This is a genomic window from Methylobacterium sp. Leaf112 (genome assembly GCF_001423295.1).
Lineage (GTDB): Bacteria > Pseudomonadota > Alphaproteobacteria > Rhizobiales > Beijerinckiaceae > Methylobacterium.
The window spans coordinates 133,768-157,311 of the sequence record NZ_LMNG01000032.1; the positions used below are offsets into that span (position 1 = coordinate 133,768).

Consider the following 23,544-nt stretch of genomic DNA (forward strand, 5'->3'; position numbering starts at 1 on the left):
CTCCCTCCTTAACACTGCGGTCATCGGGCAGGTAGCAAGGCCCCCGGCTTCGGAGCCGGGGCGCCGTTTTTCCCGGTGGGCCTCGGCTTCCTCGCGAAGACGTGTCCCCCGGGAGACAGGCTGCGGCCCGGTACGGTCGGTACGGTGCTTGGGGATGGTTCTTCAGGTGATGCATGAAGCGGAAGACGGTTCTGTGGAGAACAGACCGCCAACGGTTGCAAGCGTCACCGGACACGTTGCCCAAATCGCCGCTTGCGCCCGTGAATCAGGTTTTGTTAACGATTAACCAATAGCGTTTCACGTCAATGACGAGGGAGCGTCCGCCGCGGGCCGGTGGCGGACGAAGGCGGGGGTGTGCCCGTACGCTTGCACACGGCCGGCTGGGCTGGGGACCGACGATGCGGGTACTTCTGATCGAGGACGACAGCGCAACCGCGCAGAGCATCGAATTGATGCTCAAGTCCGAGAGCTTCAACACCTACACCACCGATCTCGGTGAGGAAGGGATCGATCTCGGCAAGCTCTACGACTACGACATCATCCTCCTCGACCTGAACCTGCCCGACATGTCGGGCTACGAGGTGCTGCGGAACCTCCGCGTCGCCAAGGTGAAGACCCCGATTCTCATCCTCTCCGGCATGGCCGGCATCGAGGACAAGGTGAAGGGCCTCGGCTTCGGCGCTGACGACTATCTGACGAAGCCCTTCCACAAGGACGAGCTCGTCGCCCGCATCCACGCCATCGTGCGCCGCTCGAAGGGCCATGCCCAGTCGGTGATCACCACCGGCGACCTCATCGTGAACCTCGACCAGAAGACCGTCGAGGTCTCGGGCTCCCGCGTCCACCTCACCGGCAAGGAGTACCAGATGCTGGAACTCCTCTCGCTCCGGAAGGGCACGACGCTCACGAAGGAGATGTTCCTCAACCATCTCTACGGCGGCATGGACGAGCCCGAGCTGAAGATCATCGACGTGTTCATCTGCAAGCTGCGCAAGAAGCTCGCCAACGCCTCCTCGGGCAAGAACTACATCGAGACGGTGTGGGGCCGCGGCTACGTCCTGCGCGAGCCGAACGAGGTCGAGGAGCGCATCGCCGTCTAGGCGATCCGAACCGCGCAACGAAAAAGGCCCCGCTCGCGCGGGGCTTTTTTGTTGCCGTCGCGAAAGACACCTCGTCGTCGTTCCGGGACCGCGTCGCGGAACCCGGAATCCAGATCCACGACGCGTGCTCGACTTGGCCTGTCCTGTGTTTCTGGAGTCCGGGTTCGCTCAGCGCGCGACCCGGAATGACGGACGCGGTGAGACGCCCGGCCGTCTCGCGACGGAGCCTGCTTAGCTTCTTGATCCGCCGCGGGTTTTCGACGCAAAACCGGTGACCGCTTTTGCGAAACCCGCTTAGAGGCCGACCGCCCGACGCAGGGGCGGCGGGGTCAGGGTGGAGGCCATGGCGGCCGGGGGCAGGCCGGCCGGCGCCCGGGCTTGGGCCGGGGCCGGATTGTACAGGCCGCGATGCCGGGGGTTGGGGGCGAGGCGGTCGGTGAGCCCGATCACCGTCTCGGCGGCGCCGAGCAGGACCGCGCCGTCCGGGGACAGGCAGGCGCTGATCCGGGCGAGCACGTCGCCCTTCGTGGCGGCGTCGAAGTAGATCAGCACGTTGCGGCAATACACGATGTCGAAGGTGCCGAGGCCGTCGAAGGCGTGGAGCAGGTTGAGAGGCCGGAAATCGACCATCTGACGTAAGGGGGCGGCGATGCGCCATTGCTCGCCGACCTGCTCGAAGTGCTTGATGAGCAGCTGCACCGGCAGGCCGCGCTGCACCTCGAAATGGCTGTAGAGCCCGGCGCGCGCTTTCTCCAGGACCTCCGTCGACAGGTCGGTGGCGACGAGGTCGACGGTCCATCCGGCGAGCCGCGGCGCGGCCTCCTGGAGCATCATCGCCAGGGAGTACGGCTCCTGGCCGGTGGAGGCGGCGGCGCACCAGATCCGCAGGCGGCGCTGGGCCGCCCGCCGGGCCATGGCCTCGGGCAGCAGCACGTCGCGGAACAGGTCGAAGGGCGCCCGGTCGCGGAAGAAGAACGTCTCGTTGGTGGTCATCGCCTCCACCACCGCCTTCTCCATGGCGGCCTCGCGCCCGCCCTTGAGGGCATTCACGAGGTCGTGGAGGGTGGCGAGGTTGAAACGCCGGCAGACCGGCCCGAGGCGGCTCTCGACGAGGTAGCGCTTCTCGCCGCTGAGCGCCAAGCCCGAGCGCGTCTTGAGGTAGCTGCGCAGGAAATCGAACTCGACGTCGGTCATGAGCCCTGCCCCGTGAGGAGGTTGCGTAGCGCGCCGCCGATTTCGGACAGCGGCAGGATCGCCTGGGCGAGACCGGCCTTGGCGATGCTGCCGGGCATGCCCCAGACCGTGCTGGAGGCCTCGTCCTGGGCCAGCACCGCGGCCCCCGCTTCCGTGAGCGCGCGCGCCCCGCCGGTGCCGTCCGAGCCCATGCCGGTGAGAACCACGGCGAGCGCCGAGGCCCCGAAGATCGCGGCCGCGTCCTGGAACAGGACGTCGACGGCCGGGCGGCAGAAGTTGACCACGGGACCGTCATGGAGGCGGATCGACACGTCCGAGCGTCCGGCCGCCCCCGTCAGGCCCATGTGGCGCCCGCCCGGGGCGACGTAGATCCGGCCGGGCTGGAGCCGCTCGTCGGCCTTGCCCTCGGCGGCCGGCAGGCCGGTGCGGGCGCCGAGGTGCTCGGCGAACACCGCCGTGAACACCGGCGGCATGTGCTGCACGATGAGGACGGGAAACTGGCGCAGGGTCGCGCTGCCGATCTTCTCCAGCACCTCGCCGACGGCCCGCGGTCCGCCCGTCGAGGCGCCGATGAGAAGGACGCGCGGACTGACGCCCGAGCGGGCCTTGGGCCGCAGGACGATGGGGGCGGTGGGCTTCGGCGGCGGCACGGGCGCCGGGGTCGCCGAACCGGCGAGGCTGAGGCCCGGTCCGCGCTTGCGGGCCCGCGACGAGCCGAACAGGCGCACCCGCTCGATGAGGTCCGTGCGGAAGGCGTCCGAGGTGGTGACGCCGCGGTTGCTCTCGGGCTTGGCGAGGTAGTCCACGGCCCCGAGCGCCAGGCAGCGCAGAGAGATGTCGGCGTTGCGCGTCGTCAGGGTCGACATCATCACGATCTGCACGCCCGGGCTCTTGGCGAGCAGCAGGGGCAGGGCCTGGGTGCCGTCGAGCTCCGGCATGTCGATGTCGAGGAGGATCACGTCGGGGTCGTGGCGGGCCATGGCCTCCACGGCGATGCGACCGTTGGCGGCCGTGGCGACCACGTCGTAGCCGGCCTCGGCGATCCAGCGGGCGACGAGGCCACGCACCACGGCCGAATCGTCGGCGATCATGACGCGGATGCGCGGTCCCGTCGTGGCCGGTCCCGTCGTGCCTAGTCCCGAGGCGGCCGGTCCCGTGTAGGGAGCGGCGGAGAGTGGGTTGAGTGCCAGCATGGGTCCTTGACGCTTCGGCTGAGCGGACGGGGGCGGGTCGCGTCCAGCCGGGCGGGACGCCCGGCGGATGGTCTCAGAGGGCGCCGGCCTCGCTGGCGAAGGCTGTCTCGTTGACGAAACCGACCTGAGCGAGCTTGGCGGTCACGATCTCGCGATCGAACGGCTTCATGATGTACTCGTCGGCGCCCGCGTGCAGGGCGCGGGCGATGGCGCCGACATCGTTCTCGGTGGTGCAGAACAGCACCTTCGGCTTCTCGCCGCCCGGCGTCTGGCGCAGGGCCTTGAGGAAGTCGTAGCCGTCCATGGTCGGCATGTTCCAGTCGAGCAGGATCGCGTCCGGCATGGCCTCGCCGCAGGCGGCGAGCGCCATCTGGCCGTCCTCGGCCTCCCCGACCTGGAAGTTCATGGTCTCGAAGATCCGGCGGGCCACCTTCCGGATCACGGCGGAATCGTCGACGACGAGGCAGGTCTTCATCGGTGTGTCCCCGTGGAAAGCGGCGGGATCGGCAGGCGGCGCATGGGATCAGGCCGCGCCAGCGGCGAGGCGGGGGGTGCCGAAGGCCAGGAGCGCATCGACGTCGAGGATCACGAGGAGGTGGCCCTGGAGGCGGTGGACGCCGAGCGACAGGTCGCGCCAGCGTGCGTCGAGGTTGATCGGCACCGGCTCGTGGGTGTCGGGCCCGAGCTTCAGGACCTCGCCGACGCCGTCGACGATGAGGGCGAAGGTCTCGCCGCCCTGCTCCAGGCCGATGGCCATGCGGTTGGCCTCGCCGTCCCGGTCGGGCAGGCTGAGCCGGCGCCGCAGGCACAGGGCGGTGACCACCCGGCCGCGCAGGTTGAGCAGGCCGACGATCTCCGGCGGCGACAGCGGCACCGGCGTCACGCCGGCGGGGATGAAGACGTCGTGGACCCGGTCGATGGCGAGACCGAACATGGTCTCGCCGACGAACACCGTGACGAAGTCGTTGGTGGTGGCGGCATCCGCCCGCGCGGCGTTGCTGTTTGCGGCCTGCATCATGGACTGGAGCTCCGAACGTGCACGAGGGCCGGCATCAGGCGGCGTTGGCTTGGGTGGCGTTGGCTTGGGTAGCGTTGGCTTGGGTAGCGTTGGCTTGGGCGGCGGGGGCGACATCGATCTCGGCGAGGGCCGCGATGAGACCGCTGCGGTCGAACTTTGCGACGAGGTCGAGGATGGAGAGGGTCCGGGCGCGCGCGATGGCGTCGGGACCGATGGTGCCCGAGAGGCCGATCACCGGCAGGCCGGCGACGCGGCCCTCGACCTTGCGCATGGCGCCGACGAGGTCGAAGCCGTTGCGGCCCGGCATTTCGAGGTCGCAGACCACCACGTCGACGCGGCCGTTGGAAAGCAGGGTCGCCACCGCTTCGTCGGCGCTGGCCGCCGTGATCACGTTGTAGCCGGCCGCCTTGAGGACCGGGGACAGCATGTCCCGGAAGAAGGCCGAGTCGTCGACGAGCAGCAGGGTCGAGGAGCGCTTGGCCGCCTTCTTCGGGCCGCGCGCCCAGTCGTCGTAGGCGAGCGGCAGGAAGTGGGCGATGTTGATGATCTCCGTGGCGCGGCCGCGCAGGACCGCCGAGCCGATGAGGTCGGAGCGGTCGGCCGAGATCTCGACGTCGAGGCGCTCCTCGACGATGTCGACGATCTCGTCGACCACGAGGCCCATGGCCCGCTCGCCGTCGGAGAACACCACCAGGGCCTGGGTGCCGGAATCCCGGATGGTGATGGAGGAATCGGCCGGCACCAGGGGCATCAGGCGGCCGCGATACTGGATGAGCGGACGTCCGCCGACCCACTCGACCTTCGCCGCGTCGATCTCTTCGAGGCGGGTGACGAGGGAGAGGGGCACGGCCTTGTAGCTGCCGGCTCCGCCCTTGAAGACCAGGAGGGTCGCCTTGGCGTCGGCGGCCTCGGTCTCCTCGGCCTCGGCCTCGACGGGGATCGCGCCGGACTGGGCGCTCTGGCTGACCTGCTGGGCGATGCCGTTGGGATCGACGATGAGCACCACGGCGCCGTCGCCCAGGATGGTGTTGCCGGCGAACAGCGGCAGGTGGCGCAGCTTCGAGGACATCGGCTTCACGACGATCTCCTCCGTGTGGAAGACCTCGTCCACGAGGATGCCGAAGCGCTGGCGCCCGACCTGGGCCACCACCACGAAGCCGGAATCGATGGGCGCCGCGGAGGCCGCCTGGCCGAGCACGCCCGTCAGGGTGACGATGGGCAGGAGCCGCTCGCGCAGGCGCAGCACCGGCGAGCCGTTGATGCGCTCGACCTGCTGGGCCGTCGACTTGTCGACGCGCACGAGCTCCAGCACCGCCACCTGCGGCACCGCGAAGCGCTGGGCGCCGGCCTTGACGATGAGGGCGGCGATGATCGCCAGGGTCAGGGGGATCTTGATGGTGAAGGTGGTGCCGCGCCCGAGCTGGGTGTTGATGTCGATGACGCCGCCGATGAGCTCGATGTTCGTCTTGACCACGTCCATGCCGACGCCGCGGCCCGAGACCGAGGTGATGGCGGCGGCCGTCGAGAAGCCGGGGTGGAAGATGAACTTCGCCACCTGGGCGTCGGTCATGCGCTCGACTTCGGCCTGGGACGCGACCTTGCGCTCCACGGCCTTGCGGCGGATGGCGGCGAGGTCGAGGCCCTTGCCGTCGTCGGCGATCTCGATCGTGATGGTGCCGCCCTCGTGATAGGCGGACAGGCGGATGGTGCCCCGCGCCGGCTTGCCGGCGGCCTTGCGGTCGGTGGCCGACTCGATGCCGTGGTCGGCGGAGTTGCGCACCATGTGGGTGAGGGGATCCTTGATCACCTCCAGGACCTGGCGGTCGAGTTCGGTCTCGGCGCCGCTCATGACGAGCTCGATGTGCTTGCCGAGTTCCGACGACAGGTCGCGGACCACGCGGGGCAGCTTCTGCCAGGCGTTGCCGATGGGCTGCATGCGCGTCTTCATGACGCCTTCCTGCAGCTCGGCCGTCACGTGGCTGAGGCGCTGCAGGGGCACCTTGTAGGTGGAATCGTCGTGGCGGCGGGCGATCTCGAGGAGCTGGTTGCGGGTCAGCACCAGCTCGGACACCATCGTCATGAGGTGTTCGAGGGTGTCGACGTTCACCCGGATGGTCTGGACCTTGGCGATGCCGCCTTCGGTGCCCTCGGAGGGGCCGTCCTTGGCCGGGGCCTTGGCGGCCGGCTCGTCGTGGGCGGGCGCCTCGGCCACGGGGGCGGGCGCGGAGACCGGGGCGGGTGCCTTGGCGGCCGAGGGGGCTGCCGAGGGGGCGGCCACCGGCGCGGGCGCCGCGGCGATCACGGGCAGGGGGGCGTCGAACGGATCCGGGCCTTCCGCCTCGAGGAAGGCGCGCTCGAGATCGTCGAGGGTGACCTCGCCGGGCTTCAGTTCGCGCGAGACCGGCTCGGGGAGCCTGATCTCCGGCGCCGGGACCGGCGCGGCCACCGGGGCCGCGGCTTCCATCGGCCCGGCCGACATCACGTCCAGGGCGTCGATGAGGTCGTCGTCGCTGCCCGTCGGCTCGGTGCCGGTCTTCTCGAGGTCGCCCAGGATCGACTTGAGGCGGTCGAGGGTGACGAGGATCAGGCTCACGGCGGGGCCGGTCACCGGCATCCCGTCGCGGAACTGGCCCATCAGGGTCTCGGCGGCGTGCGCCAGGGCTTCCAGGCGTGGCAGGCCGAGGAACCCGCAGGTGCCCTTGATGGTGTGGACGAGGCGGAAGATGTTCCGGAGGATCGTCTGGTTGTTCGGGTCCTGCTCGAAACGCACGAGCTCGGCATCGACGGTGTCGAGATGCTCGGCGCTCTCGGTCAGGAACTCACGCAACAAGTCGTCCATGAGAGGCACTCGGTCCAGATACGCACTACGGTCTGTGCAGACGGACATTGTGCCGGCATGGGTTAGTGAACGGTTTCCTTTGACGAGACGATGGAACGGAACGGAGCAATATTTGTTATTGCGCCGCTTCGTGTCGGACTATGGTTAATGGAGTTCGCCACGCGTCTGCGAGCCCGGTCCCCGGATGACGCGATGCCGGCCGGCCCCGCACCCCACCCGATCCTCGGGTCCGCCGGATCAGGCGAGGGCGGTTTCCGGCGGCTCGTCGTCGGACGGGTGGGGCGCGTCGCCGAGCGCTCCGTGTGGTGCCGGGCTCGCCTCGACCGCGTCGGGCTCCGGCGTCGGCACCGCCCCGATGGTCACCCTGTCGCCGGTGATCGCGAAGCTCACGTCCATCTGCGCGGCGCGCGCCACGAGGCCGGCATAGAACGGCAGGATCGCGTGGGCGTCCACGGTGCCGCCCTCGGGGGTGCCGGCCATGAGCGCCTCGACATGAGGCGGAATGCGCGCGTGCGAGCCCTTGGCGGTGATGACGATGGTCGGCGCCTCGCCGTCGCCCTTTACGGTCACGTCGATGAGGCCGCCGCGCGGGATCGCGCTCTGGGCGATCACCACGAGGTTGAGGATCAGCTTGACCTTGTTCTTCGGGTACAGGGCCTGGGGCGCGCTCCAGGCGAGCTGGGTCTTGTCGTCGGTGAACATGCCGCGCGACACCTTCTCGGCGTCGGCGAGGTCGATGGAGGCCCCGGCCGAGCCCGCCGCCCCGAAGGCGATGCGGGCGAACTGGAGCCGGGCGGAGGCCTGGCGGGCGCTCTTAGCGATGAGTTCGAGGGCGAATTCGCGCATGGAGGCGTCGGACTCGTCCTCCAGCACCTCGAGGCCGTTCACGATGGCGCCCACCGGGCTGATCACGTCGTGGCAGACCCGGGAGCACAGCAGTGCAGAGAGGTCGAGGGCATCGAGTTGGACGAGGGTCATCTTGCGCTCCGCGCGAGGCACTGTAAGGGGCCGCCGGCGATATCGCCGGACTGTCCTGCGCACCGTCGCGGCCGATCGCCAAGGGCACCGATAGACGGCGCCGGATACTTTGGGAAGCGCCGACGGCAGACCGGAAAAGCGCCGACGGCGGACCGGAAAAGCGCCGATGCCGGACCGGAAAAGCGTCCCGCGCGGCCATGTGCCGGCTCGACAACCCGTCCGCGCCGGGGCATGAGGTTAGGGATCATGCATCTCGACGCCCCGACGCGCGACCGGATCGCCGCAACATTGACGGAGATCGCCTGCGAGGCGGGCGAGATCCTCCGGGGCTACCACGGCGGCGACTGTCCGCACGTGCTGAAGGGCGACGGCTCCCCCGCGAGCCTCGCCGACACGGCCTCCGAGGCCCTGATCCTCGAAGCCCTCGGGCGGCACTGGCCGGACATCCCGGTGGTGGCCGAAGAATCCTCCTACGACCGTCCGCCGGCCGACCTGTTCTTCCTCGTCGATCCCCTCGACGGAACGAAGGACTTCCTCGCCGGCAACACGGAATACAGCGTCAACATCGGCCTCGTTCAGGGTGACCGCCCCGTGGCGGCGGCGCTCGCCGCCCCCGGTCTCGGCCGGGTCTGGGGCGCTGGCGCCACGGCCTTCGAGGCGACCATCGTCGCCGGCCGGCCGGGGCCGCACCGGGCCATTGGCGTGCGCCCGGTGCCGGCCGACGGCCTCGTCGCCCTTGTGAGCAGCCGGCACGGCGACGCCGAGACGGAGGCCTGTCTCTCCCACCTGCCCGTGGGCGGGCGGCGGGGCGCGGCCTCCGCCCTCAAGTTCTGCCTCATCGCCTCGGGCGAGGCCGACATCTACGTGCGCTGCGGACCCACCATGGAATGGGACACGGCGGCCGGCGACCACGTGCTCACCAGCGCGGGCGGTTGCGTCGTGGTGCCGTCGGGCGAAGCCATCACCTACGGGCATTACGGGCGCCACTACCGCAACGGCCCCTTCGCGGCCCTGGGCGACCGGACCTATGCCACCCGCCTCGCCCTGCCGGCGTCCAGCCCGGCGCCGCGCCGGTCGGTCGGCGCCACCGCCGGGCATCACGTCTGAGCGCCATCCGTTCGCGTTGACCTCATGCGTTCGCGTTAACCCGATGTTGACCTTGTCTCGCGTCATGATCGGGGTGATCCGGGCGCGGGAGCGTGGCCCGGAGTCTGTTGCTGGGGGTCTCCCGCTGGGGACCTCTCGCTCGGGATCTTTCGCCGGGACGCCATCCGGCACCGCACGCGACGAGGCACGATGCTGAACTGTCCCTCCCCCCGCCCCGCCCCGGCCCGGTTCGGCGCCCGCCTCGCCCTGGCCGCCGCGCTGCTCGCCCCGGCGTTCGTCCACGGCACACCCGTCCTGGCCGGTCCGGCCCGCACGGCGCCGGCCGCCCCGGACGAAGCCGGGTCCGGCACCTTCCGGCCCGCCGAGATCGTCGACAACGGCCACCGCTTCTTCGGCTCGATGTCGCGCGGCCTCGCCCTCACCGTCGAGGAGGCGACCCGACGCTGGGGCGAGCCCAACGGCTACATCCTCGGCCAGGAAGCGTCCGGCGCCATCGTGGGCGGCGTGCGCTACGGCGAGGGCACGTTCTACACCCGCAACGCCGGCAAGCGCCGCATCTACTGGCAGGGCCCGTCCATCGGGTTCGACGTCGGCGGCGACGGCGACCGGACGATGATGCTCGTCTACAACCTGCCGTCGGTGCAGGGGCTCTACCGCCGCTTCGTCGGCGTCGACGGCTCGGCCTACTTCATCGGCGGCTTCGGCATGACGGCGGTGACCGCCGACGATGTCGTGGTGGTGCCGATCCGCACGGGCGTCGGCGCGCGTCTCGGCATCAACATCGGCTACCTCAAGTTCACCGACAAGCCGACCTGGAACCCGTTCTGAGGAACGCTCGCCCGAAGCCCCTCCCCGCCCGGTGCGGGCATGGGCCGCGCCCGGGGCGTTCCGCACACCACTCCGGGGCGGGGTGTGGCACGCCCACCCTCGCCCTGCCTCATCGACTCGGGTTAAAGCACCTGACGCGGCCGTGACGACGGCCGCGATCGGCTTGTTCCGGTGTGAGGGATGAGGGTGCCCGCGTGATCGAAACCGTGATGATCTTCGCGCTCGGCTTCCTCGCCGCCGCCCTGTGCGCCCTGTTGCTGCTGCCGGCGGTGAACGCGCGCGCCATCCGCCTGTCCCGCCGCCGGATCGAGGCCCGGCTGCCCCTGTCCGTGGCCGAGGTCGCGGCCGAGAAGGATCACCTGCGGGCCGAGTTCGCCGTGGCGCGTCGCCGCCTGGAGCGCCGGGTCGAGACCGTGCAGGCCGCCCGCCACGCCGACATGGCCGCCATCGGCGCCCGCACCCTCGAGGCCGCCGCCCTCTCCCGGGCCGTCGAGGCGCGGGAGGCGGCCCTGCGCGAGCGGCAGGCGGAAATCGCCGAGACCCGGGCCACCCTCGACGGCGTGGAACGCGACCTCACCGTCGCGCGGGCCGACGGCGCGGTCGGGCTCGCCACCCTGCGGGTCCTCGAGGACGCGCATCGCGACCTGCTCGACGATCTCGTGCGGCGCCATCATGCCGCGCCCGTCGCGGACGGCGACCCGGCGCGGATCGACCTCGCCGCCCGGTGCGCGACCCTGACGGCGGAACGCGAGACCCTGCGGGCGAGCCTCGCCGCCGCCGAGGAGGCCCTGGCGCGCTCCGTGGCACGCACGGCGCCCCAGGACGCCGACACCGCCGCCCTGCGGGCCCGGATCACGGACGTGGCCGACAGTCTCATGCGCCGCGACCGCCTGCCCGCCGTCGATGCCTATCCGATGGCGCGCTCCTGAACGGGTTCCCCCGCTGAACGGGTCTACCGACGCGCCGTTGCGTCTCGTTCAGGCTGCGGCGTAGATAAGCAAACTTTCCATGCGTCGACCATGCATGTGCCTTGTTTCGACCACGCGAGCACAGCATCCGGTCGCCCATTCCCTCCTGACTTCGAGACGGACTGCGCCCCCTATGGCCAAGAAACTAGCTTCGATCGTCCTCGCCCTGGCCGCCACGGCGTCCCTCGCCGCGGCTCCGGCCCTGGCGCAGCCGGCGCCGCAGACCAAGCGCGGCAATGAGACCCTGAAGAAGTACTGCACCGGCGACTACCTGACCTATTGCGGCAACATCTCCCCCGACGATCCGGCCATGGACAAGTGCTTCCAGACCAACTGGACCAAGCTGTCGGAGAATTGCCGCCGGGCCATCGACGCCTACGAGAAGAACCCCGCCAACAAGAAGTAGCCGGACCGCCCCGTGGTCTCGGCCGGGCCGCACCGCAGGGTGCGGCCCGGTTTTCCAGTGGACCGGTTTTCCAGTGGACCCATGCGCGCCACGGGATAAGCGCGGCCGTTTCCCTCGCGTCGCGGGCCTGCAGCCGCTATGGTGGCGGCCATTCGCGTGCCGGACCCCCAAAGCCCCGATGCCCAGATCCCACGGCGCCCCGTCGCGCTCCCTCACGATCCTCGCGGCCTTCGGCCTCGTCGCCTTGGCGACCGCCGGCTGCGGCCGGCGCGGCGGCCTCGAACCGCCGCCGGGCTCCGCCGCGCCGAATCCGCCCACCGCGCGCCTCTCCGGCACGGCGCCCGCGAGCCCCCGCGCCCTCCCCCAAAGCGTCGGCCTCGGCGGCGGTGCCGCCACGCTGGATCCCGATGCGGTGCGGGCCGGCGACGAGCTCGACGCCGCCGTGGTGCCGGGGTCGGGCAGCGAGGCGCCGATCCTGACCGGGCGCGGCGCCAAGCGCGGCTACGTCGTTCCGAAGCAGCCGTTCTTCCTCGACCCGCTCCTCTAGGGCCGGCCTCCTCCGGGGTTTTCGCCCTCCGGGATCTTCGTCCTCTTGGGTGCCCAAGACCCGTCGTCCGGAAGCCCGTCGTCCAAAAGCCCTTCCGAAAAGCCCTGCGTCCAAGGCCACGCGATGCATCACTTCCATTACCGCGACGGTCGCCTCGCGGCCGAGGACGTCGATCTGACGGGCCTCGCCGACGCGGTCGGGACGCCGTTCTACTGCTACGCCACCGCCACCCTGGAGCGGCATTACCGGGTGTTCGCCGAGGCGTTCGCGGGCGACGACGCCCTGGTGTGCTACGCCATGAAGGCGAATTCCAACCAGGCGGTGCTCACGACCCTCGCCCGCCAGGGGGCGGGCATGGACATCGTGTCAGAAGGCGAACTCCGCCGGGCGCTGGCTGCCGGAGTCGATCCGCAGCGGATCGTGTTCTCCGGCGTCGGCAAGACCCCCGACGAGATGGCCGCCGCCCTCAAGGCCGGCATCTATTGCTTCAACGTCGAGAGCGAGCCCGAACTCGCCGTGCTGTCGGGGGTCGCCGCCGGCCTCGGCCTCACGGCCCCCGTCTCGATCCGGGTGAACCCCGACGTCGACGCCGGAACCCACGCGAAGATCTCCACGGGTAAATCCGAGAACAAGTTCGGCATTCCGATCGCGCGCGCACGCGCGGTCTACGCCCATGCCGCCACCCTGCCGGGCCTCGCGGTCTCCGGCGTCGACATGCACATCGGCAGCCAGATCACCGATCTGGCGCCCTTCGACCACGCCGCCCGTCTGCTCGCTGGCCTCGCCCGCGACCTGCTCGCCGACGGCCACGCCCTGCACCACATCGATTTCGGCGGCGGCCTCGGCATTCCCTACCGCGACGACAACGCGCCCCCGCCGGACCCTTCGGCCCTGGCGGCGATCCTGCGCCCGCACTTCACGAGTCTGGGCCTGCGCCCGGTGTTCGAGATCGGCCGGATGATCGCCGGGAACGCCGGCATCCTCGTCACCCGCGTGCTCTACGTGAAGCGCGCTGAAGGCCGGACCTTCGTCATCGTCGACGCGGCCATGAACGACCTCATCCGCCCGACCCTCTACGACGCCTATCACGGCCTGCGCCCGGTCCTCGAGGCCGGTCCCGAGACGCCCCGGCTCGTCGCCGACGTGGTCGGCCCCGTCTGCGAGAGCGGCGACTACATCGCGCTCGCCCGCGACATCCCCGAGGTGGCCCCCGGCGACCTCATGGCGGTGATGAGTGCCGGCGCCTACGGCGCCGTCCAGGCCGGCACCTACAACACCCGCCGCCTCGTGCCCGAGGTGCTGGTGCGCGGCGCCGACTGGGCCGTGGTGCGCCCGCGCCAGACCTACGAGGAACTCATCGGCCTCGACCGCGTGCCGGAGTGGCTGGCGGAGACGGCTTGAGAGTTTGGGGTAACCCTCCGGCGCAGATCGTCAAAAGTTTACTGAACGCCTGAGTGCATCGCCTCTCCCCGCAAGCGGGGCGAGGGGATGCGCTTCGAGTGGTTCGGTCGATCCCGGCCGGGGAAACGATCCCGGACTCACGCCGCCAATTCCGCCTCCAGCCGCTCGGTCGCCTCGACGGGGAGATCCAGCGCCTCGGCCAGGTCCTGGAGGAACTTGCGTTCCTGCAGGGTGTCGGGGTCGATGGCGAGGCGCGCCGCCGCGTAGATGCGGGCCGCCTGCTCGGGGTTGGTCGCCCGCTCGGCGATGGCGTCCACGTCTGCCGGGTCGGCGAGTTCCGCCTCGAGCCAGCGCCGACCGTCGGCCTCGATGCCCGCCGCCGACAGGGCGTCGTCGAGGCGCTTGCGCTCGCCCGCATCGACCAGACCGTCCGCCAGGGTCGCTGCCACCATGGCGCGCAGCATGGTCCGGGCCTCGTCCTCGCCGACGGTGATGTGGTCGAACGGTGTGGCGCCGGGGGGTGCGGGCGCTTTCGTGTCGGTGCTCTTTGGATCGGAGGCCTTTGGATCGGAGGCCTTGGGATCGCCGTACTGCATGGCGGGCGCGCCCCGCAGGGCCTTTGTGGCGAGGGCCGCCACCAGGGCGAGGCCGCCGAGGGCCGCCGTCGCCGCGAGTCCCGTGCGGCGGGTGCGCACCAGCGCATCGACCATGCTGCGTGCGGCCGAATCGCCCGGCCCGGCCTGCTGTACCTCGGACATCGGATGCCCCCTTCGTCATGTGCAATCGATCCCCAACCCCGGCCGGGGCGCCTCGGTTCAGATCGACGCTCCGCCCCGGCGCGCCATGGGCTGATTTGACCCGATCGCCCCCGGCGGCCACCATGCTAGCTTGCGCGTCCGGCGTCAGAGGACCACGGCGCCAGAGGAACCCGACACGATGGCCGAGGCCGACCCGGCGACGTCCGGCGCGACACGCGCTTCCAGCCCGGGTGGTGCCACCACCGTCGGCGGCGCCGCCCTTCGCGGGCGCCTCGACCGCCTCGTCTCCTGGTCGCAGACGGCCGCGCTGTGGGAAGGCGCCTGGCCGATCCTGTGGCGCGGGCTCGGACTCGCCCTCGCCTTCCTCACCCTGTCCTGGCTCGGCCTGTGGCTCGACCTCTCGCCGACGTGGCGCATGGTGGGGCTCGCCGCCTTCGGCCTCGCCCTCGTGGCCGCCCTCCTGCCGCTGGCGACCCTGCGGCGCCCGAGCCGGCGCGCTGCCCTGGCCCGCATCGACCGCGAGGCCGCCGGCCGCGACGGTGCCCTCGTCCACGGTCCGGCCTCGGCCATTGAGGATACCCTAGCGCTCGGCACCGCGGACCCCGCGACCCGGGCCCTGTGGGCCCTGCACCAGCGCCGGTCGGCCGAGGCGGTGGCCCGCCTGAAGGCCGCCCCGCCCCGGCCCGACATGCCCCGCCGCGATCCCTTCGCGCTGCGCGCCGCCCTCCTGGTGGCCGCCGTCGCCAGCCTGTTCGTCGCCGGGGCCGAGTGGCGCCAGCGCCTCGCGGGCGCCTTCGACTGGACCCTGCCGCCCCCGCCCGCCCCGAGCTTCCGGGTCGACGGCTGGATCGACCCGCCCCTCTACACCCGCCTGCCGCCCCTGGTGGTGACCATGAACGGCACCGAGCAGCGCCTGCGCGCGCCGGTCAATTCCACCCTGATCATCCGCATCGCCGGCCACGGCGCGGCGACCCTCGACGCGAAATCCGGCCTGACGGCGTTGCCGGCCCAAGCCCCGCAGGGGGACAAAGCCCCGCAGGCGAACAAGCCGCCGCACGCGGACCTGCGCGAGGACCGGTTCCGGCTCACGGGCGGCACCGCCGAACTCACCATCGCGGCCGGCGGGGCGCCGCTCCAGCACCTCGTCGTCGAGACGATTCCCGACCTGCCGCCCGAGATCCGCCGCATCGGCGCCCTCGAGGTCAACACCCGCGGCACCTTCAACCTGACCTACCGGGCCAAAGACGATTACGGCATCGCGTCGGCCGAGGGGATCGTCGAGCCCCTGGCCGGCACCCGCGCCCTGGTGCCGCCGCCGCGCATCGCGCTCGCGCTACCGGCCGACGCCGCCGGCGAGGCCGACACCAAGACCCTGGTCGATCTCACCGACAATCCGTGGTCGGGCGCCCGGGTGCGCCTCACCCTGGTGGCGAAGGACGAGGCCGGCCAGGAGGGCCGCACGGAGACGGCGGAGATCACCCTGCCGGCCCGCGTGTTCACCCAACCCCTGGCGCGGTCCCTGGCGGAGGAGCGCCGCCGCCTCATCACCGCCCCCGACGAGAGCCGGGGCCGGGTCCTCACCGCCCTCGACGCCCTCCTCATCGCGCCTGACCGCTTCACCCCGCAGCCGAGCGTGTTCCTCGGTCTCAAGACCGCATCGCGCCGCCTGCGCGCCGCCCGCAACGACGCGGCCCTGATGGAGGTCGCCGACCTCCTGTGGGAGATGGCCCTCAAGATCGAGGACGGCGACCTCTCGGACGCCGAGAAGAGCCTGCGCGCGGCCCAGGACAACCTCAAGCAGGCCATCGAGCGCAACGCCCCCGACGAGGAGATCCAGAAGCTCACGGAGGATCTGAAGAAGGCCCTCGACACGTTCATGAAGAACATGGCCGAGCGCCAGAAGGAGAAGGGCCAGAAGCCCAAGGCCGACGGCCAGCCGCCGGCCCAAGGGGGCAAGACCGTGACCCCCGACGACCTCAACAAGATGCTGAAGGACATGGCCGACGCGATGAAGCGCGGCGACACGGCGGAGGCCCAGCGGCTCCTTGAGCAGCTGCGCGAGATCCTCGAGAACCTCCAGACCGCCGAGCCCGGCGGCAAGGCCGATCCGAGTTCGCGCGAGATGGCGAAGCAGGCCGACGAACTCGACAAGCTCTCCCGCGAGCAGCAGGAGCTGCGCGACCAGACCTTCAAGGAGGGCCAGGACAAGGAAGGCGGGTCCGGCCAGCCCCGGCCCGGTCAGCGCCCGCCGCGCGGTCAGCAGCAGCCCGGCCAGAAGGGCCAGCCGGGACAGGGCCAGCCGGGTCAGGGCCAGAACGGCGAAGGCCAGCAGGGCCAGGGTCAGAAGGGCCAGAAGGGTCAAGGACAGGGCGAGCGCCAGCAGGCACTGCGGGAGCGCCTCCAGGATCTGCAGCGCAAGATGAAGGACCTCGGCATGGAGGGCGAGGACGGCCTGTCCGAAGCCGAAGAGGCCATGCGCGAGGCCGAAGGGGCGCTGGGCCAGGGCCGCGAGGGCGAGGCCGTCGATGCACAGGGGCGTGCCCTCGACGGGCTCAAGCGCGGCGCCGAGGGCATGCAGAAGCAGATGCAGGAGATGGCGGAGGGCGAAGGCGAGGGGGACGGCCAGCAGGAGGGGGGGCAGAACCCGAGTCAGCAGGGCCAGGCGGGCAACAGCGAGAACGACCCCCTTGGGCGTCCCAACAAGGGGCGCAACATGACGAGCGGCAACGCCCGGGTGCCCACCGCCGACGAATCCGCCGTCCAGCGCACCCGCCGGATCCTCGAGGAGCTGCGGCGCAAGCTCGGCGACCCGAGCCGCCCGCGCGAGGAGCTCGACTATTTCGAGCGCCTGCTGCGCCGGAACTGAGCGGTCCCCCGCTCTTTCCGGGCCAGCGCGGTGTGGTGAGGCGCGGACAACGCCGCCTCGTCAGGAAATGATCGCCGTTTCGCAGAGGGGGCCCGTCGCGCTCCACGCCGACCGCGACGCGTTGTCGGACATTGATCCGCGCAATTTCGCCCTCGCGACCGATGCCGAAATCCCGGCCCCTGGGCGGCGACGGAGCCGAAGTCCATATGGGGAGCGTGCCGTCGTGTCGGCGCTCGGCCCCCTGTTCCGATCGGCGCGCCGACGCCCCAGCCGCGAGATCCTGACCCCGTGATGTCCTCCAACACCCTCGTTCTCCTCGCCTGCGCGGCGGTGGCCGTCGTGCTGCTGCTCGGCCTCGTCAACATGATGCGGGGCGGCAGCGCCAACGTCTCGCAGAGGCTCATGCGCCTGCGCGTCCTGCTGCAATTCGTGGCCATCGTCCTGATCATGGGCGTGGTGTGGTGGCGCTCGACCTGATCGTTCCGGTCCCGGCGGGATCCCCCGGGGTGTGGCGGGGAGGTCTCACCGCCGGTCTATCGGGGAGGATGGGGCGGATTAAGCGGTCCGTGGCCTGACGCGGCTCCGTGGCCCCGTGCTAGACAGGCCCACTACAACCGGATCGGTCCCGATGCTTTCCAACTCGTCCCGTCTGCTCGCCGGCGCCCTCGCCCTGGCCGCCGTCCCGGTCCAGGCCGCCGATCTGCGCGGCGGATCGATGCCGGCCGCCTACGCGGCCCCGGTCAAGCCCATGAGCTTCGTCTCGGAGGTCCGCATCGGCGGCGCCGTGCAGGACCCCGGCAGCGCCGAGCGCGACACCAACAACATCAACGGCGAGATCCTGTTCGCCAAGCCGCTGGTGAGCCTCGATCCGTTCTGGCAGGCCTTCGTGCCGCGTCCCACCGCGGGCGGCAGCTACAATTTCGGCGGCCGCACCAGCTACGCCTATCTCGGCGCGACCTGGACCGTGGACCTGTTCCCGCAGACCTTCAACAACATCGTCTTCCTCGAAGGCTTCTTCGGCGCCGCCGCCCATAACGGCCACACCGGCCTGAAGGCCACCACGCCGCCCGGCTTCAATTCCCTCGGCTGCAGTCCGCTGTTCCGCGAGGCCGCCGCCCTCGGCTTCCGCCTCAGCGAGCGTTGGAGCATCATGGCCACCGTCGAGCACATGTCGAACGCAGGCCTGTGCAGCAACAACCGCGGCCTGACCAATTACGGCGGCAAGATCGGTTACACGTTCTGACCTGAGCGGATCCAGGGACACGTCCGCCGGATTCCGGTGCCCGAAGGATCGACCGGCCGGGCTCGGGCGTTTCCCGGGATCTCTCTGTTCCCCGGGGCATGCCTGCCCCTCCGACGATCGGACAGCCCGTGGTCACGCTCAACCGCATCTACACCCGCACGGGCGACAAGGGCTCGACGGCCCTGGCCAGCGGCGAGCGCCGCTCGAAGGCGGATCTGCGCATCGAGACCTACGGCACGGTGGACGAGACCAATGCCTGCATCGGCCTCGTCCGGCTCCATGCCGAACCGGCTTTGGATACGATGCTGGGCCTGATCCAGAACGACCTGTTCGACCTCGGCGCCGACCTCGCCACGCCCGAGACCGGCACGCCCCTGCCCTACGAGCCCCTGCGCATGGTCGACGCCCAGGTGAAGCGCCTGGAAGCCGACATCGACACCTTGAACGCGCACCTGTCGCCCCTGAAATCCTTTGTGCTGCCCGGCGGCTCGGCGGCCTCCGCCGCCCTGCACCTCGCCCGCACCGTCTGCCGCCGGGCCGAGCGGCTGGCCGTGGCCCTCGCGGCGACGGAGGGCGAGGTTGTCTCGGCGCCGGCCCTGCAATACCTCAACCGCCTGTCGGACTTCCTGTTCGTGGCGAGCCGCACGGCCAACGCCAACGGCGCCGACGACGTGCTGTGGGTGCCGGGCAAGAACCGCTGATCGGATCATCGCTGATCCGATCGCGGGCGGCACGCCGTCCCGGTCCGTGCCGGATTCTCACATCCGCTGACTGCCTCTTTTCGAAATCCGCACTGAGCCGGCGTGGAGCACGACAGGCCCGCTCTCCTTTCAGGAGAGGGGGCCCGCGCATCCCGCGCGATGCGTGAAGGCCATCGCCTTTCGGGAGGTGAGACCGGCGCGTCCCGCGGGAGGTACGAAGGCCGTCGCCACGGGTGGAGGGCCGTCTCGCGATGCCTGGACGGCGACTCGGTCCGCCCCCGGAAGCGCGGCTCGGTGAATTCATCGGGTCCCCCGGCGCGGGGTGCGTCCCCGCACGTGCGTTGACAAGGCCGAAACCTCGTCGTTACGGTCCGCCGCCTCAAATGAGAGGGTTCTGGATCGCCGGACGTGCCGGGGGTCCTCCGCGCGCCGCGCCGGCCCTCCCCAAAAACATCCGCGCGGAGGATAGTGACCGCCATGAAGGTTCTGGTGCCCGTCAAGCGGGTCGTCGATTACAACGTGAAGATCCGGGTCAAGGCGGACGGCTCGGGCGTGGATCTGGCCAACGTCAAGATGTCCATGAACCCCTTCGACGAGATCGCCGTCGAGGAGGCCATCCGGCTGAAGGAGAAGGGCAAGGTCACGGAGATCGTGGCGGTGTCCATCGGCCCGCAGCAGGCGCAGGAGACCCTGCGCACGGCCCTCGCCATGGGCGCCGACCGTGCCATCCTGGTGAAGACCGACGGGCTCGTGGAGCCCCTCGCCGTGGCCAAGATCCTCAAGGCCCTGGTGGACAAGGAGGGCCCGGAGCTCGTCATCCTCGGCAAGCAGGCCATCGACGACGATTCCAACCAGACCGGCCAGATGCTGGCCGCCCTCCTCGACTGGCCGCAGGGTACCTTCGCCTTCCGGGTCGAGTTCGGCGACGGCGCCATCGACGTGACCCGCGAGGTCGACGGCGGCCTGCAGACCGTGAGCCTCAAGCTGCCGGCCATCGTCACCACGGACCTGCGCCTCAACGAGCCGCGCTACGCGAGCTTGCCCAACATCATGAAGGCGAAGAAGAAGCCCCTGGAGGAGCTGACTCCCGATGCGCTGGGCATCGACGTCACCCCCCGGATCACGGTGCTGAAGACCGTCGAGCCCGCTGGCCGCAAGGCGGGCGTCAAGGTCGAGTCGGCCAAGGCCCTGGTCGAAAAGCTCAAGGTCGAAGCCGGGGTCATCTGACCCCGCCTCCTAACCTCTCCTCGCCCTCCCCCGTGTGAGGCCCGGCGCCGCGACGGCGACGGGCCCCCGGCCCCGACACTTCCCGAGGTCCCCCGAATGGCCACCCTCCTCTACATCGAGCACGACAACGGTGCGGTTCGCGATGCGAGCCTGAAGGCCCTCACCGCCGCCGCCCAACTCGGCGCGCCCGTCCACGTCCTGGTGCTGGGCTCCGGCGGCCGCACGGCCGCCGAGGCCGCCGCCAAGCTGGAGGGCGTCGAAAAGGTGCTGCTCTCCGAGGACGCCGTCTACGACCACGCGCTGGCCGAGCCCACCGCCGCCGGGATCGCCGCCCTCGCGGGCGCCTACGACGTGGTCATCGCCGCCGCCTCGACCACGGGCAAGAACGTGCTGCCGCGGGTCGCCGCCCTCCTCGACGTGGCCCAGATCTCCGACATCATCACGGTGGTCTCGCCAGACACGTTCGAGCGGCCGATCTACGCCGGCAACGCCATCCAGACCGTGCAGGCGAAGGAGCCCAAGAAGGTCATCACCGTCCGCACGGCCGCGTTCAAGGCCGCCGTCGAGGGTGGGGCCGCCGCCGCCGTCGAGGCCGTCTCGGGGGCCGCGCCGGCCGCCGGCGGATCGACCTTCAAGGGCGAGGAGATCGCGAAATCCGACCGTCCGGAACTCGCCGCCGCGCGCATCATCGTCTCGGGCGGCCGGTCGCTGGGCTCGGCCGACAAGTTCAAGGAGCTCATCGAGCCCCTGGCCGACGCCCTGGGCGCGGCGGTCGGCGCCTCGCGCGCGGCGGTCGATGCGGGCTACGCCCCCAACGACTGGCAGGTCGGTCAGACCGGCAAGGTGGTGGCCCCCGACCTCTACGTGGCGGTGGGCATCTCGGGCGCGATCCAGCACCTCGCCGGCATGAAGGACTCGAAGGTCATCGTCGCCATCAACAAGGACGAGGACGCGCCGATCTTCCAGGTGGCGGATTACGGCCTCGTCGGCGACCTGTTCCAGGTGGTGCCCGACTTCCAGGCCGAGCTGGTCAAGGCCAAGGGGCAGTAGGACCGCCGACGAGGGCGGCCGCGCCCAAGGGTCCGGCAAGGGTCCGGCGCGAGAATAACGGTCTCCGCCGGGCTGCCCTCGGGTTGGAAATGGTCTAAGATTCTGGTGCGACGCGCGTTTTCATAGCCGCAGACCTACCTGCCGCCGGGTCGCTCCGGCGGTGGGCGTGAAGCGCCTCGGGGGTTTGGATTCACCGCAATGGGCATCGATATCAGGACCGTCGGGATCGTCGGCGCCGGGCAGATGGGCAGCGGCATCGCCCATGTCTGCGCCATGGCGGGTCTCGACGTCCGGTTGAACGACCGCGATCCCGCCCGCATCCGTAGCGGGCTGGCCACCATCGACGGCAACCTCGCCCGTCAGGTCGCCAAGGGCACGATCCCCGAGGAGCAGCGCCGCAGCGCCGTCGGCCGCATCGTCGGGGCGGAAAGCTTCGACGACCTCGCGCCGTGCGACCTCGTCATCGAGGCGGCGACGGAGGACGAGACCACCAAGCGCCAGATCTTCAGCACCTTGTGCGCCTCCCTGCGCCCCGAGGCCCTGGTCGCCACCAACACCTCGTCCATCTCGATCACCCGGCTCGCCGCGTCCACGGACCGGCCCGAGCGGTTCATCGGCATCCACTTCATGAACCCCGTGCCGGTGATGCAGCTCGTGGAGCTCATCCGCGGCATCGCCACGGAAGACCCGACCTACGAATCCGCCAAGGCGTTCATCGCCAAGCTCGGCAAGACCTCGACCATGTCGGAGGATTTTCCGGCCTTCATCGTCAACCGCATCCTGCTGCCGATGATCAACGAGGCGATCTACACCCTCTACGAGGGCGTCGGCTCGGTGGAATCCATCGACACGGCGATGAAGCTCGGCGCGAACCACCCCATGGGGCCGCTCCAGCTCGCCGACTTCATCGGCCTCGACACCTGCCTGTCGGTGATGCAGGTGCTCTACGAGGGGCTGGCCGATTCGAAGTACCGCCCCTGCCCGCTTCTGGTGAAGTACGTCGAGGCCGGCTGGCTCGGCCGCAAGGTGAAGCGCGGCTTCTACGATTACCGCGGCGAGACGCCGGTCCCCACCCGCTGAGGCGGCGCCTCGCGTCGGTGGTGCGGTGACGCTGAGCTACACCCGCGCGGGGTCGGGCTGGGTCGCGGCGATCGGCCCGATCCGCCTCCACCTCGACGACCGGAACGGGGCGGTGCACCCCGCCCAGGCCGCCGTGGCGGACGCCATGGCGGGTTCACTGCCTGAGCTACGCGCGACGGCGGCGGCCTATCTCGATCTGTTCGTGGACCGGCACAAGGCCTGCGGCGACGACGCGGCGGCATGGTGGCTGGACGAAGTCGAGTTCCGCGACCATCCGGCGTCGGACCCCCTCGTCTACGCCCTGCACTTCACCCTCGCGGGCGACGAGGGCGGCCTCTGGACCGTCGACATGCGCGTCGGCGTGGACGGGCACCGGCCGATCCGGTTCGAGCGGCGGCAGGGGTGATGCGGATGGGCCTTCGGCGTCAGGCCTCCTCGCCCGGCTCAGGCGGCACGCCGTACACCCGCGCGTAGAGGTCGGCGGTCGGCTCGATCTCGACGGCGCCAGTTTCCCCCGGGCCGTAGATGCCCGCGACGGCGAACTGCCAGGCCTCCTCGAACCCGACGATGTCGAACGACAGGGTCGGGAAGCGGCCGTGCAGTGCCGTGAACACCGGTGCGGGAAAGCTCCAGGCCGTGGCGATACAGAACTCCAGCACGGCGGTGCCGTCCCGGTGCCACGCCGTCTCCGTGTAGGCCTCCGCGTTGCGCTGGGTGCCCCAGTGCTCCAAGAGCCAGGCGGTTTGTTCGGGATAGGCGGTGAGCGAGGCCGGCATCGGCAGGATGCGGTTGAAGTCCATCGCCAGGAGCGGCGGCTCGACGGGCGGCGACGCGCCCGGTTCACACCCTCGGAAGAGGCCGCGCAGGCGCGCCAGCAAGCCCGGGACGGGCGAGGCCAGGGCGGGACGCCGGGGCGGATCCACCGCCACCACCATCAGCGCCCGGAACGCCGCCACCGCTTCCGCGGGGCCGCGGACCGTGCAGCGCGTCGTGACGTGGTTGGTCATGCCGGACGCATCCCGCCTGCCGTCGATCCCAAC

General features: G+C 70.8%; 23 protein-coding genes. 15 read left to right on the forward strand and 8 right to left on the reverse strand.

The window, feature by feature from the left end; genetic code table 11:
- Positions 1-398: 398 nt before the first annotated feature.
- Positions 399-1,100 carry a response regulator transcription factor CtrA gene (ctrA, locus tag ASF52_RS19020; RefSeq protein WP_056175409.1) on the forward strand — a complete coding sequence of 234 codons (702 nt, stop codon included), beginning with the start codon at positions 399-401 and terminating at the stop codon, positions 1,098-1,100.
- 294 nt (positions 1,101-1,394) lie between these two features.
- Here ctrA and ASF52_RS19025 read toward each other — a convergent pair whose 3' ends face one another.
- The 6 genes from ASF52_RS19025 to chpT all read right to left on the reverse strand — a co-directional run bounded on the left by ASF52_RS19025 (position 1,395) and on the right by chpT (position 8,322).
- Complete coding sequence (locus ASF52_RS19025) at positions 1,395-2,294, reverse strand: CheR family methyltransferase (protein ID WP_056175412.1); 900 nt, start codon at positions 2,292-2,294, stop codon at positions 1,395-1,397.
- Positions 2,291-3,385, reverse strand: coding sequence for a protein-glutamate methylesterase/protein-glutamine glutaminase (locus ASF52_RS19030; protein WP_056175680.1), 1,095 nt, complete (start codon positions 3,383-3,385; stop codon positions 2,291-2,293). The genes ASF52_RS19025 and ASF52_RS19030 overlap by 4 nt, the downstream gene beginning before the upstream one ends.
- A gap of 175 nt (positions 3,386-3,560) precedes the next feature.
- Complete coding sequence (locus ASF52_RS19035; RefSeq protein WP_056175413.1) at positions 3,561-3,962, reverse strand: response regulator; 402 nt, start codon at positions 3,960-3,962, stop codon at positions 3,561-3,563.
- A 48-nt stretch (positions 3,963-4,010) separates the two neighbouring features.
- Positions 4,011-4,502 carry a chemotaxis protein CheW gene (locus ASF52_RS19040; RefSeq protein WP_056175682.1) on the reverse strand — a complete coding sequence of 164 codons (492 nt, stop codon included), beginning with the start codon at positions 4,500-4,502 and terminating at the stop codon, positions 4,011-4,013.
- A gap of 37 nt (positions 4,503-4,539) precedes the next feature.
- On the reverse strand, positions 4,540-7,344 hold the full coding sequence (locus ASF52_RS19045; protein ID WP_056175421.1) for a hybrid sensor histidine kinase/response regulator: 2,805 nt from the start codon (positions 7,342-7,344) through the stop codon (positions 4,540-4,542).
- 237 nt (positions 7,345-7,581) lie between these two features.
- Complete coding sequence (gene chpT / locus ASF52_RS19050) at positions 7,582-8,322, reverse strand: histidine phosphotransferase ChpT (protein ID WP_056175424.1); 741 nt, start codon at positions 8,320-8,322, stop codon at positions 7,582-7,584.
- Between the two features lie 246 nt (positions 8,323-8,568).
- On the opposite strand from chpT, the gene ASF52_RS19055 reads away from it, so the two are divergent.
- From ASF52_RS19055 to lysA, 6 genes are all read left to right on the forward strand, one after another.
- Positions 8,569-9,429, forward strand: coding sequence for a 3'(2'),5'-bisphosphate nucleotidase CysQ family protein (locus ASF52_RS19055; protein ID WP_082479211.1), 861 nt, complete (start codon positions 8,569-8,571; stop codon positions 9,427-9,429).
- Positions 9,430-9,618: 189 nt separating this feature from the next.
- A complete protein-coding gene (locus ASF52_RS19060) occupies positions 9,619-10,257 on the forward strand; it encodes a DUF1134 domain-containing protein (RefSeq protein ID WP_056175429.1) in 639 nt (212 codons plus the stop codon).
- 194 nt (positions 10,258-10,451) lie between these two features.
- On the forward strand, positions 10,452-11,186 hold the full coding sequence (locus tag ASF52_RS19065) for a hypothetical protein (protein WP_056175433.1): 735 nt from the start codon (positions 10,452-10,454) through the stop codon (positions 11,184-11,186).
- 172 nt (positions 11,187-11,358) lie between these two features.
- Positions 11,359-11,631, forward strand: a complete 273-nt coding sequence (locus ASF52_RS19070) for a hypothetical protein (RefSeq protein WP_056175436.1) — start codon at positions 11,359-11,361, stop codon at positions 11,629-11,631.
- A 178-nt stretch (positions 11,632-11,809) separates the two neighbouring features.
- Positions 11,810-12,178: a lipoprotein gene (locus ASF52_RS19075; RefSeq protein ID WP_056175438.1), complete on the forward strand. Its 369-nt coding sequence runs from the start codon at positions 11,810-11,812 to the stop codon at positions 12,176-12,178.
- 123 nt (positions 12,179-12,301) lie between these two features.
- Complete coding sequence (gene lysA / locus ASF52_RS19080) at positions 12,302-13,579, forward strand: diaminopimelate decarboxylase (protein ID WP_056175441.1); 1,278 nt, start codon at positions 12,302-12,304, stop codon at positions 13,577-13,579.
- A 137-nt stretch (positions 13,580-13,716) separates the two neighbouring features.
- Here lysA and ASF52_RS19085 read toward each other — a convergent pair whose 3' ends face one another.
- Positions 13,717-14,337, reverse strand: coding sequence for a tellurite resistance TerB family protein (locus ASF52_RS19085; RefSeq protein WP_244473871.1), 621 nt, complete (start codon positions 14,335-14,337; stop codon positions 13,717-13,719).
- Between the two features lie 178 nt (positions 14,338-14,515).
- Between ASF52_RS19085 and ASF52_RS19090 the strand changes: the two genes are divergently transcribed.
- The 8 genes from ASF52_RS19090 (at position 14,516) to ASF52_RS19125 (ending at position 22,910) form a co-directional block, all read left to right on the forward strand.
- Positions 14,516-17,203, forward strand: coding sequence for a TIGR02302 family protein (locus tag ASF52_RS19090; RefSeq protein WP_056175444.1), 2,688 nt, complete (start codon positions 14,516-14,518; stop codon positions 17,201-17,203).
- Positions 17,204-17,494: 291 nt separating this feature from the next.
- Positions 17,495-17,680 carry a twin transmembrane helix small protein gene (locus ASF52_RS19095; protein WP_056175447.1) on the forward strand — a complete coding sequence of 62 codons (186 nt, stop codon included), beginning with the start codon at positions 17,495-17,497 and terminating at the stop codon, positions 17,678-17,680.
- A gap of 151 nt (positions 17,681-17,831) precedes the next feature.
- Entirely contained in the window at positions 17,832-18,446 is a 615-nt protein-coding gene (locus ASF52_RS19100; protein ID WP_056175450.1) for an acyloxyacyl hydrolase, read from the forward strand.
- Between the two features lie 128 nt (positions 18,447-18,574).
- Positions 18,575-19,147: a cob(I)yrinic acid a,c-diamide adenosyltransferase gene (locus ASF52_RS19105; protein WP_056175453.1), complete on the forward strand. Its 573-nt coding sequence runs from the start codon at positions 18,575-18,577 to the stop codon at positions 19,145-19,147.
- A gap of 477 nt (positions 19,148-19,624) precedes the next feature.
- On the forward strand, positions 19,625-20,374 hold the full coding sequence (locus ASF52_RS19110; RefSeq protein ID WP_056175455.1) for an electron transfer flavoprotein subunit beta/FixA family protein: 750 nt from the start codon (positions 19,625-19,627) through the stop codon (positions 20,372-20,374).
- A gap of 96 nt (positions 20,375-20,470) precedes the next feature.
- The gene (locus tag ASF52_RS19115; protein WP_056175458.1) at positions 20,471-21,424 is read left to right on the forward strand and encodes an electron transfer flavoprotein subunit alpha/FixB family protein; all 954 of its coding nucleotides are present in this window, start codon (positions 20,471-20,473) and stop codon (positions 21,422-21,424) included.
- 198 nt (positions 21,425-21,622) lie between these two features.
- Positions 21,623-22,504, forward strand: a complete 882-nt coding sequence (locus ASF52_RS19120; RefSeq protein WP_056175461.1) for a 3-hydroxybutyryl-CoA dehydrogenase — start codon at positions 21,623-21,625, stop codon at positions 22,502-22,504.
- Positions 22,505-22,529: 25 nt separating this feature from the next.
- Entirely contained in the window at positions 22,530-22,910 is a 381-nt protein-coding gene (locus tag ASF52_RS19125) for a hypothetical protein (RefSeq protein WP_056175465.1), read from the forward strand.
- 19 nt (positions 22,911-22,929) lie between these two features.
- Here ASF52_RS19125 and ASF52_RS19130 read toward each other — a convergent pair whose 3' ends face one another.
- Positions 22,930-23,511, reverse strand: coding sequence for a hypothetical protein (locus ASF52_RS19130; RefSeq protein ID WP_056175468.1), 582 nt, complete (start codon positions 23,509-23,511; stop codon positions 22,930-22,932).
- Between the last annotated feature and the right edge of the window lie 33 nt (positions 23,512-23,544).